Source organism: Staphylococcus delphini, from assembly GCF_900636325.1.
GTDB classification, from domain to species: domain Bacteria; phylum Bacillota; class Bacilli; order Staphylococcales; family Staphylococcaceae; genus Staphylococcus; species Staphylococcus delphini.
This window is the reverse complement of record NZ_LR134263.1, coordinates 752,596-764,533: the sequence shown is the minus strand read 5'-3', so window position 1 is coordinate 764,533 and position 11,938 is coordinate 752,596. Positions and strand designations below refer to the sequence as shown.

Sequence of the window (11,938 nt, the reverse complement as noted above, 5' to 3'; positions counted from 1 at the left end):
ATGGAGGTATACGCCATATTGCAGCGTATACCTCCATTTTTATATCTTATTGTAAACCTTTGTTCTCGTTTTGATCTTTGTTTTTCTCATGCTTTTGTTGCCATTCTTTACGTGTCATCACGTCATCCACTTGCATGTTCACTTCAACTACGTCTAAACCAGTAATGTGTTTCACTTGTTCTTTAATTAATTCTGTGACTTTACGGAAGATTTTCGGCGCAGATTCACCATATTCTAAAATAACTTTCAAGTCGATTGCCGCTTGTTTTTCGCCAACTTCAGCAGATACACCTTGTGTCACATTGTTGCCACCTGAGAATGAACCACTAATGCTATCCACAAAGCCGCCTTTCATATCTAAAATACCGCGAACTTCACGCGCTGCAATCCCTGCGATTTTTTCTACAACTTCATCAGAGAAAGTTAAGCTGTTTGAAAATTGTTGGCCTTGATTATCTTCACGTTGTTGTCTTTCATTTTCGTTCACACCTGTTTCTCTATTGTAACTTTCTTTTGCTTTATTATTTTCAACTGCCATTTCAAAAACTCCTTTATTATTTATTTTTGTTTACTTTTTCCAGGGTTATTGAATCAACTTAACCGATTAAGTAAATTTAAGAAATCTTGTGTACGGTCTTTAATATACCCCACACCAGTACCGATTAAACATAACACGATGATTAAAATTGTTTTCCAAAAGCCAAGTGTTAAAAACAGGATGGCAATAATGAGGAAGAAGAAAAACCCAATGATACGCCATTTGTAGTTTTGTAATATCTTCGCAACTTGCTCTACTGAATCTCGCTCACTTTGACCGTTTCGATTTTCATTAGACATAGGACCCCTCCTTTACACGACTCGTGGACCATTGTCTCTTTTCTGGTCACGGACATTGACTTTGACTGATTTAACATGTAATTCTGAGAAACGTTCAACGCTCTCTTTAATGTCTAATCTGATTTGTTCAACGAGTGATGGAACATTCGTCGATTCTGATGGCACGATAAAATCTGTTGTAATATCAATGAAACTGTTCTTTTTCTTGTTGTATAGTTTAGATACGACGTTCGGTTGACGAATCGCATCATATTTTGAAAGCGTATCATAAACCGTATTTTCAATTGATTTTCGTGAAATATAAATATGGCCATCTGAATAATCTTTATAGAGACCCGGTTTACGATATGTGGGTTTGAAAGCTCTGAAAAATAAAATCAAACCGATAAGAATAAGTAATCCAGCTAGACCGATTAATAACGGTTGGAACCAATTAAACTGATAAAAGTAATTTTGGTATTGTTTAATCGGCTGATAGTCAACATACATAAATAACAAAAAGCCGACAATCACCACGATTAATAAGCCTAGAATAAAATTTTTAATTCGTGTCATAATCAAATGCCACCTCCTATTCAATTGTTTACATCAAGCATATACCCTCATTTTTGACAGAAAAACTAAAATTTTGTCATATTTTTAAAAAATTATTTGTTCTTTTGTATCTAACTTTTTTTCGACATAATTATGTTTACAATGTTTTGCTTAAAAGAAACGTTGAAAATGATATAGATAGCATTGAATCACAGTCAATCATTTGCACTCCGTTTTTAACAATCGCGACATTGAAAAAAGAAGCGAAACTGTTTTTCAACAATTTCACTTCTTGTAATAATTATTTTCTTTTACTTAATCGCGGTCGTTCTGCAGCAAGGGCTTTGAATAATGACCAAATCATAAAGATAATCACAAAGGAAAATGGGAGCGCCGCAATAATTAATAAATTTTGGATAGCTTGCGTTCCACCTGTCAGTAACATAATGAGTGCAAAAAGGGCGAGCATAATGCCCCAACTGACTTTGACCCAACTATTTGGATGATTATCACCATTTGTACTGAGCATACCGAGCACATAAGTCGCTGAGTCTGCTGATGTCACGAAGAAAATCATCACGACCACTAATGTGACAATACTCATAACGAAACCAAGTGGAAAATGTTCCAACGTCGTAAAAGTAGCTGTCTCAATCGCTCCACCCGCAATGTTCGCAATACCAGTATCTTGTAAATAAATGGCTGATGCTCCAAACACTGCGAAGAAAATGAAGCAGACGAAGGACGGTACGAATAACACGCCTACGATAAATTCTTTAATCGTCCGTCCTCTTGAAACACGCGCAATGAAAATACCCACAAATGGCGCCCATGAAATCCACCATGCCCAATAAAAGACCGTCCAGTTTTGAATCCATTGTGTCTTTTCTGGGTTATTAATCGTTAAACGTAAACTCATATCGAAAAAGTGTGCAATGTAATTACCTAAACTATTCGTAAACATGTTCAATATGTAAAGCGTCGGCCCAATAATAAAGACAACAACGAGCACGATAAAAGCAAGGATCATGTTAATATTACTTAATATTTTAATCCCTTTACTTATCCCAGACCATGTCGACCAAATAAATAATGCCGTCGCAATAATGATGATCAAAATTTGTGTCGTGAAGTTGGCCGGAATATGAAATAAGAAATTTAAGCCTTCACTAATTTGAAGCGCACCGAAACCTAATGTCGCCGATACACCTGTGACCGTCGCAATAATCGCGAGTATGTCTAACAATTTGCCGAGCGGTCCTTGCATCCGTTTTTCGCCAAACAGCGGTGTTAACGTCGCACTGACTAAACCAGGGTAACCTTTGTGAAAGTTGAAATACGCGAACGCCAACGCAACAATCGCGTAAACCGCCCATGCATGAATGCCCCAATGGAAAAAGGCGAATTGTAAACTGTCATCAATAGCCGCTTGTGTTCCTACTTGATGAATCGGTGTCGCCGTGTAAGCATGTGAAATGGGCTCGGCAGTCGTCCAAAAAACGAGACCAATCCCCATTCCTGCACTAAACAACATCGCAAACCATGATTTTAATGAAAACTCAGGCTCTTCCCCTTCTTCACCTAATGTAATCTGACTGTATCTCGAGAAGAGTAAATAAACACAAATCAAGAAAATGGCTAATAACAATAATAAATAGTACCAACTAAAATTTTGGCCAATCCAAGTTGTGATCGATTGCGTCGTTTGTTCCATCTGTTTTGGAAAAATTGCGCCAACTAGGACGAATAAACTACATAACAGTAATGAAATCCAAAAGACGAGACTCACATGTTTCTTTTTCTCTGTTTGTTTCATGACTTTAACTTCCCCTTAATCGTTAGTTAACAGTCACATTCCCTATTTCAAACAATTTATTCAACAATTTCAATCACAAGTTTACCGATATGTGATTGACCTTCCATCATTTCATGTGCTTTCAATACATTTTCAGGCGTTAAACCTGTTAAAACTGCATTTAAAGTCGTTTGATATTGACCTGCATCGACTTTTGCAGTTACATCTTCTAAATATTTGCGATACATCCATTCGTCGACACCATGAATCGTACGGGCAAACATAAATTCATGCGTAAACGTAACGCTTTTCTGTTTCAAAGCATTTAAATCTTGCTTGTGATTGAACGCAACAATCGTCGCAATATGACCTCTTGGCTGAACTAAATCAATCATCACATCATAATAGTGGTCTGTATCATATGTACAGAAAATGTAGTTGGGACACGCTAAATTTTGGGCATCAAATTGTTTAACCAAATCTTCTTTATGATTCAACACAACGTCAGCCCCCATTTTCTCAGACCAAGCTTTCGTTTCAGGACGCGATGCTGTCGTAATGACAGTGAGACCATACGCTTTCGCAATTTGTGTCGCGATACTGCCAACACCACCCGCACCGTTAATGATGAACAAAGTCTTGCCTTCGTTTTCTTGAGGATTGGGAGAAATATTGAATACATCGAACAATGTTTCATAAGCGGTAATCGCAGTTAACGGTAACGCTGCCGCTTCAGCAAATGACAATGTTTTCGGCATATGCGCCAAATAATTTTCATTCACGAGCTGATACGTCTGATTGGAGCCATCTCGTTGGTTCGAACCTGAATAGTACACACGGTCACCCGCTTTAAAATCCGTAACCGCATCACCGACTGCTTCAACGACACCTGCCGCATCAAAGCCAAGTACACGCGCATCAACATTTAATGGCGCTTGACGCATTTTCGTATCAACCGGATTCACCCCAGTCACATGGACCTTGACTAAAATATCATGTGCCCCGGGTGTTGGTACCTCACGCGATACTTTTTCAAACTTTTGACCTTCACCTAATTGGAACGGTTGTCGTGCAATAATTGCTTCCATACATTTCCCCTACTTTCTTTCTGTTTTTATGAGCATTTGTAGTTATTATAACATGGAGGAGGAATAGGAAGCGGTGGGGGGTAATTTCAAAAAAATAAAAAAAGCCCCCACTATAACTTTAATTTGAGGTAAAAGCATAGTGAGAGACGTAAATGTAGTTCATATTTGATTTTTAATAGGTTTGTTATACTCACTAAATAAACATAGTGCTAAAACGCATTACTCGTTGCGAATTCGAACTTACTTGTTTTACTTCTTTCTAAATAAACATAGTGCTAAACTGAATAGAAAGAATATTATCCATCTTAATGGTTTTACTTCTTTCTAAATAAACATAGTGCTAAAACTTGTTAAAGGTAATGTGTTTGATGTTAGGGTTTTACTTCTTTCTAAATAAACATAGTGCTAAAACGCACGCGTGAGAAGCTAAGCAGTATGATATGTTTTACTTCTTTCTAAATAAACATAGTGCTAAAACTTTGTGTTTCTCTTATATTTCAAAGCGTTAGTTTTACTTCTTTCTAAATAAACATAGTGCTAAAACTGATTTTATTAAGTCGTTTGCCAACTTTTCGTTTTACTTCTTTCTAAATAAACATAGTGCTAAAACCCCCACATCAAACCTTGTAACCATTTTGCAGTTTTACTTCTTTCTAAATAAACATAGTGCTAAAACGCGCATTAATGGATTATCTCCAAAAATAAGTTTTACTTCTTTCTAAATAAACATAGTGCTAAAACACTGTGCTCAATGCTGAGTATAGAAAAACAGTTTTACTTCTTTCTAAATAAACATAGTGCTAAAACGGCTCAGCAATCATTAAAGCTCCAACTGCGTTTTACTTCTTTCTAAATAAACATAGTGCTAAAACAAAAACTCTTTCATTTCTAGTACAGTCATGGTTTTACTTCTTTCTAAATAAACATAGTGCTAAAACTCGCTTCATTATACTTTTCATCTGTATATTGTTTTACTTCTTTCTAAATAAACATAGTGCTAAAACTGGTGTTCTTAAAGTTGATACTTCCAAGGTGTTTTACTTCTTTCTAAATAAACATAGTGCTAAAACTGCGGTTATGCGCGACAGACAAAATGGCAGTTTTACTTCTTTCTAAATAAACATAGTGCTAAAACAGCAAAAACGGCGTTCAGATAATAAACGTGTTTTACTTCTTTCTAAATAAACATAGTGCTAAAACTGCCCTCAACCACAAAATCTAACACATGAAGTTTTACTTCTTTCTAAATAAACATAGTGCTAAAACGTAACCTCAATTTCAGGGGGCAAATTTGGGTTTTACTTCTTTCTAAATAAACATAGTGCTAAAACATACCGCCTTCCATCTCTTCTGCCATACGGTTTTACTTCTTTCTAAATAAACATAGTGCTAAAACCTCAAATTCCAAAAATCTCAACTCGATTCTGTATCAAATTGAGGCTTAGCACACATAAAAGAAGCAAATCATTATGCTCAAATGATATAGGAATTCAACTTAATCACGAAGTAAGTCACATAGCTATAACTTACTCATTGATCGTTTTGTATTTCAATCCTCGAACCATTTATATTGTGTTTAGTATAACTTAATTGTAATGATTTATAAACTTAAAATAACGTTCAAACTCAGAAAGATTTTCACCTAAAAACTCGTGATAAGCAATCATGTTAGTCAATTGATGTCTCACCATCTCTTCTGGAATAAATAACGATAGTTCTTCTTTTATTTTTTCAATGTCATGACACTCTTTATTAATTTTACAAAGAAATATGTTTTCTTCATTAATGATGATAGAAGGATGATTGGTGAAAACAATTGTTGTGAAATGATACTTCTTTAATAGTTGCATAAATACTTTAATATCGCGAATACCCAAGTGAGACTCCGGAAATAATACAATCAAAATGTTTTCTTTTGTTGAGTGAATGAGTAGATCAATGAAAACTTTTCTTTTATTTATTTCATTTAAATCCTCAAGATCGTTATGGAAATCTAATCCAAACAATTTGAGCAATCTTCTCAACTTAAAAATCGATGGTTGTAATTCTATCTGATAGTCATCATCGTATATACCTAACGTGTTTTTTAAATCAATTAGACTTTGTTCAAACTTTAAGAATGAGTGATTTGCTACTTCATAATTAATAATTTGTTCTTCAAAAACCTGATACACTTTATCTTCTATCAATTTTTGACCTAATAGATTTCTATCTCCACAATTCAAAATAATAGGATTAAAGTTTTTCGGGCTCATCGTCTCATAATCGTCCGATATAAAATGTGCAAACTGACTATCTTCAACCTCCTTATTCATCATGTAATCCGTAAAGTTTTGAATAAAAGCTTCACATTGGTTAGTATCTTCAAAAGTAATAATATTCATGCTTCTCTCTTTTAATTTGAGAACCTCTGTAATATGACTTGCTATTTTCATAATTCAATCACTCTATCGGAACTTAAACCTATCTGTCCTTTTGGCGGCGATCCCACCAGATATTTCATATTTGAAAATTGATTTTCTGTTACAACCAATGTTTGCACCGCACCATTTGAAGGCACTATACTTTTTAATTTATTAATTTGATGATTCAATGTAGAACTGTTAAAAATCAACTTACAATATACAGAATACTGTAGTCTCACATATCCTTCATTCGTCAAAAACTTAACAAATTGTCGATATGCGCGTCTTTCACTCGATGTCTCTACTGGTAAGTCGAACATTAAAATTAATCTCAAATATCTCACCTCAACATATATCTCCTTATAAAACATTTGTTACTTTCTTAAAATCCATGTTAGATTAATATGTCCAAGTTGGTATTTTTACAACTTCTATATCCCCTGTCGATAGATATTTAAATAAACTGTCTACATAAATTTCTACAGCACTTAGAAAATAATATCTTTTGTTCTCAACCTTGAGCTTTCTGTTTAAAATATTCAATATTGCTCTTTTTTGATCAGTTCCAAATTGTTGATCTACATTTTTTAAAACCAAATAATCTATAAGTGGTCTAAAAATCTCCATAAAGTCAGACGCTAAATTATAAATATTGAATTCATTATGATGTTTGATGCCCAATTCGGTAAGATAGCCCTTACTTACAATCGTTCTTGCTAAAATAGCTAATAACACTTGATAGCCATAATCCATAGCAGCATTTTGAATAGTGTCATCACCCCTTGCATGCCCAGATTCTAATATGATATTAAAATAAACTTTTGCCGCATGTCCTTCGCGATTAGTAATATCATCTAACTCTACACTATTAGTAAACGTGTCAAATAATTCAATGCTACTTTCTTTAAAACATTCCTGAACAACTTGCTTTTGATTTAAAATTTTGTGTTTGACTAATAATTGCCAAAGTTGTGCTTTTCTTTCCCTTTTCCAACTCATTTGATTTTGAATAAGTCTCGCTTGTCTATGATGACCATATAGGGGTAATAAAAGTGTGTTCGGTAAATGTTTTGCATTACATAAAATCGTTACAATCTTCTGATCACTTAATGCGACCATGAGATGCCCAGTCATTGTAACGTTAGGATGTTCAATGACTAGACACGTGATTTCATTTAAAGGAATACGGCTTAAATTATCATTTTTAACAATCAATTGATTCATTCTAAGTGACAATTTCGATTCTTTTGTTATGATTACTGTTCTAAAGCTCATTTCTAGACTCCGCTAATTTAAACAATGATTTAGGTTTCGTTGTTTTTAAGCCTGAAATTGACGTATATGCAATTTTAACATCTTTCCCTTTTCCTAAAAACGCACGATGCCCCATACCACTTTTTCGACTTCCAATTTTTTCTGATCTTGTAGCCGATGCTGTAACGACTTTAAATAATTCGCCTAATGCTTTTATAAAATCTTCATGCGTTTGATGAGATTCTGAAAAAAGTGTCCGAACTCTTTCTATTTTTAACTCACTATCTAAATAATGGCGATAGTCGTTAATGACCTTTTCAGATATCAAATCATATACTTTGATTAACTTTTCAACACTTGTCTCTTTATTGTGCATCACCTTGTATAAAGAAAGTTGTTCCTCAACAGTCAGCTCAAATTGTTTTGCATTAATCACTTCTTTGCTTGAAACGAAATAACAAGGGTGGTTATTCAAATACAACAAGTCCCCTTTGTTGAGTTTATATACAATTTGGGCATCCAATACCTCATCTTTATTCTCTCGTCGCGCTAAGTATAATGCCAATTCTTTTTCATCTGTATTTTTAAATTTATAAAAATCAATTACATAATAATCAATCATTTGATATTGCATTTTCACTTTGCCTTTTTTAGTCGCCGTTTTGATTGCAATGACAAATGTTTGATGTGGTTTGAGACTCGTATATACAGCATCTGCACTTTTATTGGATTCATACTTAATTTCAGCTATTTTAGGTGATTCAGGCATTTGGTTATAAAATTGTTGCGTTGTATTTGCTAACTTTTTAGAGAAATTGATTTTAAAATGATTCATATCTAACTTGATTTTTGAAATAAGCCGTTCACCTTGACTCACTTCCATTTTTTCGAGCTTTTTGAAAAAGAACAATTCTCTCGCCTTTTGGTTCGTGTTGAACTCACCTAAAGCTTTCCATTTCTCTCTTACTTTCTCCCATTTGAAATTGAAATCAAATAAATCTACATTAGGATAAGCCATTTGCGCTCCGTGATATACGACACCATTCAAATAGGCATCAATCGCGTGATGTGCATCGTTTATTTGACGTATTTTAGGAATTTCAAATTTCTTTCTAAATTCACTCACCATTTTCGCTTTCATAGGGATCACTTTCGAATTCGGATATTCTTCTATAAGGAAGTCCCTCACATGTACTGAAATCTGGCGCGTTTCGACGAGCTGGCGTTGAATAAATCCTTCCTTGTCCATAGCGGTAAATTCCGGTTTCATTAATTTATGCAATTTACTGTCACTGATTAATCCCGCTTTATTTAAGCTTTTCCAGTAAGCGATTCTTTCATAAGGTCGTTGGATGAATTGTAACGGAACTTGATCTCCTTTCGTTTGATTCATCGCTTTAATGACTAATACTTTATTATCGATTGAATCATCTTTAATAAAGCTTCTTGGGATAATGTGATCCACTTCGTAATATTTTGTCGCATTTGGAGATAGTAGTGCATCTAAATCTATGCTTTGCCCAGAATACATACACTTTCCATTTTGAGATAAGTACAACCATAACTTTTCTTGTTGTAACTGTTCATTATTCAATTTATTAGCGACGTCAATGATGTATTTGTATTCATCCACTGATTTTAATTTGTTTTTCTTGATATTGTCATCCCATAGTTGTTTCCGACTTTTTTGTTTTTTACCTTTCTGTTGATCTTCTGTCGCAAATTCCATAATAATCTTTTCTGGTTCACCAAATATTGAAGTCAATTCTCTCACCAGTTTAATCGTTGACCATATGCCTTTTTTCAATGCTGGAGAAGTTGCTAAATTTGCAATATCTTGGTATTGAATTGTGTTTGATTGCACTTGATTTTCTTCTTTTATAAAATTCTGAAAGCCATAAGCATCATTTGTGATAATTTCCATAAAGTTTTCATCAGAACTTCTCAACAGTTCAATAATCGAATGGTCATGATACTTATGTGTTAATAATCTTTCACTCAATCTTCCCCAACCCGAGTAATTCAACTTTTTCAATTGATTGATTTGTTGTGACGTTAACTCTGGATAGTTTTCTTTCAATTTTTGAACTAATATCTTTTTGTCTTCAAATATAGTAATCCATTGAATAATTTCTTCAATTTGCCCTCTTTTATCATCAATATTGCCAAAAATTTTAGTCATATCTTGATAGGAAGATAACTTCGATACAAACTTTTTATCATCTTGTGTTCCAAAAATAGATAGCTTTTCGCCGTGATTCATAAAGGTTTCGCGATGATTTGAATTCAACATGATTTCTAAAAATTTGCTATGACTCACTGTTTTATACTTCTTAAAAATATGCTCTATTGCAAATGATTTAATTTGAGGCGTCAATCTGTATTTACGATTTTTTGGATCTGTTTGAAGTCTTACTTGGATCGCATTTAATTCATTCAATAGTTCCATTTCTTGATACAACAAACTATTTTTCGGCAATACATCTTCATGCATCAAATATGTACATTTATTCGTCATACGTCTAATAAATTGAGTCGCACTTTTCGAACGATCTACAACTTCATCAAAATTCCATGGCTTAATGGGTTTATTAGATTTTCTTGACATCCAACCAAACTTTGCTATTGTTTGGTCGTTAACAAGCGGCCCAACATAATAAGGGATTCTAAATTGAATGAGACTTAAAACTTTTTCAATCATGTCATCCGTGATTTCAGCATGATACTTTTGTTGGTTTCTCAAAATCGTTTCTGCTTCGTATAAATTGATTTGCATTGGAATACTTGCATTATCTGTCGTATTTAAAACTTTTAACAACGTGTCGTTTTGTGCTTCAAAATATAATGGACTCTCTTGAGGAATGAATTTTTTGAGTTCATCCATCAGTTTTTTGTATTGATCTTTAGGTCGAATTAAATATTGATCGAATAAACAGAGCTGGCTTAAATTTTCTTTATTCGGAATCGCTTCATATTGTTTTAAACTTTCCTTACTCGAAACGAAAATCTTTTTAAATTGTGCTTTCGTTGGATCCGCTTGATATACAATATCTTTCACTAGCTTTAATTCATTTTTAAATTTATCGTAAGCTGCTACTTTTGATATGGCCAAAGATTTATTTCCATTTAATATATCTTGAAGCGTCAACGCCAAATAAATTTTGTTAGCACGCTCAATCAACTCTAATTGCTCTACTGTTAAAAATGACGTTAAGTTCTCTTCATAATTATCAGCAAAAGAATGCGATTGTTTCGCTTCTTTTAACTCCTCCGCATTGTCAGCAAGACTAAATAGATCAGCTTCTTTAAATTTAAGACCTAACAGCATTTTTGAAAAATGTTTAAGTGCTTTCTCAATTTTAACAATCGCTTTTTCCCGATCATTTTTAGTCATTTCGTTATCTTGTAAAATTTCATAGATTGCTTTTATCTTATCGTAATCAAGATTCAAAGAAATATGATTGATACTTTCATATAATTCAATCAATTCTACAAAATCGTCCATACTGTCATTGTCGCTTAAATTTTCGACATTTAAATGATTAAAAAGAAAGTGTCCTCTATATTTCACTAAATGATATAGCGCCACATAAATAAGTTCTGGATCGAATTTTTCATCTTTTAATAAGAGCGCTTTTTGTAAATGATAAATCGTCGGATATTTTTTAGGAGCATAGCCTAAAAAGTTTAAAACCTCAGAGAGACTTTTGTTTTTAAAATCCATGTTGTTATTTTTCCAAGTGAACTGTCTTTGAAATTGATAAAAGTTAGGATTTTGAACTAATGGCGCTAATATTTCTTGTAAAAGGCCTAAACGTTTAATACGCCGATTATTTCTTCTTCTTGCAGTTCGAAATTGTCGACGATCTTGAGCTGTCTGTGCACCATCAAATAAATATACGCCTATTGCATCTTTATCATAATACTTTAAAATGTTAAAATCTTTATCCATACACGCATAACCGACACTTCCCGTACCAATATCGAGACTTAGAACATAAGGTTTTTGAGCCAATACGCTTACC

9 protein-coding genes and 1 CRISPR repeat array are annotated in these 11,938 nt (G+C 33.6%); all 9 genes read right to left on the bottom strand.

The genetic code is table 11. The annotated features are described in order from the left end of the window. Positions 1-46: 46 nt before the first annotated feature. Entirely contained in the window at positions 47-538 is a 492-nt protein-coding gene (locus EL101_RS03395) for an Asp23/Gls24 family envelope stress response protein (protein WP_019165073.1), read from the bottom strand. A gap of 53 nt (positions 539-591) precedes the next feature. Continuing rightward, positions 592-837, bottom strand: coding sequence for a DUF2273 domain-containing protein (locus EL101_RS03390; RefSeq protein ID WP_096598488.1), 246 nt, complete (start codon positions 835-837; stop codon positions 592-594). A 12-nt stretch (positions 838-849) separates the two neighbouring features. After that, positions 850-1,392: an alkaline shock response membrane anchor protein AmaP gene (gene amaP / locus EL101_RS03385; protein WP_164715565.1), complete on the bottom strand. Its 543-nt coding sequence runs from the start codon at positions 1,390-1,392 to the stop codon at positions 850-852. A 280-nt stretch (positions 1,393-1,672) separates the two neighbouring features. Next, a complete protein-coding gene (locus EL101_RS03380; RefSeq protein ID WP_096598484.1) occupies positions 1,673-3,187 on the bottom strand; it encodes a BCCT family transporter in 1,515 nt (504 codons plus the stop codon). A 56-nt stretch (positions 3,188-3,243) separates the two neighbouring features. Further along, positions 3,244-4,254 carry a zinc-binding alcohol dehydrogenase family protein gene (locus EL101_RS03375; RefSeq protein WP_096598482.1) on the bottom strand — a complete coding sequence of 337 codons (1,011 nt, stop codon included), beginning with the start codon at positions 4,252-4,254 and terminating at the stop codon, positions 3,244-3,246. A gap of 180 nt (positions 4,255-4,434) precedes the next feature. Further along, positions 4,435-5,650: direct repeats of the CRISPR family, unit length 36 nt; unit sequence GTTTTACTTCTTTCTAAATAAACATAGTGCTAAAAC. Between the two features lie 190 nt (positions 5,651-5,840). Then, complete coding sequence (locus tag EL101_RS03370; RefSeq protein ID WP_096598480.1) at positions 5,841-6,689, bottom strand: hypothetical protein; 849 nt, start codon at positions 6,687-6,689, stop codon at positions 5,841-5,843. Next, a complete protein-coding gene (gene cas2 / locus EL101_RS03365) occupies positions 6,686-7,003 on the bottom strand; it encodes a CRISPR-associated endonuclease Cas2 (RefSeq protein WP_240622758.1) in 318 nt (105 codons plus the stop codon). Before cas2 ends, EL101_RS03370 begins: the two co-directional genes overlap by 4 nt. A gap of 55 nt (positions 7,004-7,058) precedes the next feature. Continuing rightward, positions 7,059-7,934 (bottom strand): type II CRISPR-associated endonuclease Cas1, encoded by an 876-nt coding sequence (gene cas1, locus EL101_RS03360; protein ID WP_096598478.1) that lies wholly within the window; start codon positions 7,932-7,934, stop codon positions 7,059-7,061. Then, positions 7,924-11,928 (bottom strand): type II CRISPR RNA-guided endonuclease Cas9, encoded by a 4,005-nt coding sequence (gene cas9 / locus EL101_RS03355; RefSeq protein WP_096598476.1) that lies wholly within the window; start codon positions 11,926-11,928, stop codon positions 7,924-7,926. Before cas9 ends, cas1 begins: the two co-directional genes overlap by 11 nt. Between the last annotated feature and the right edge of the window lie 10 nt (positions 11,929-11,938).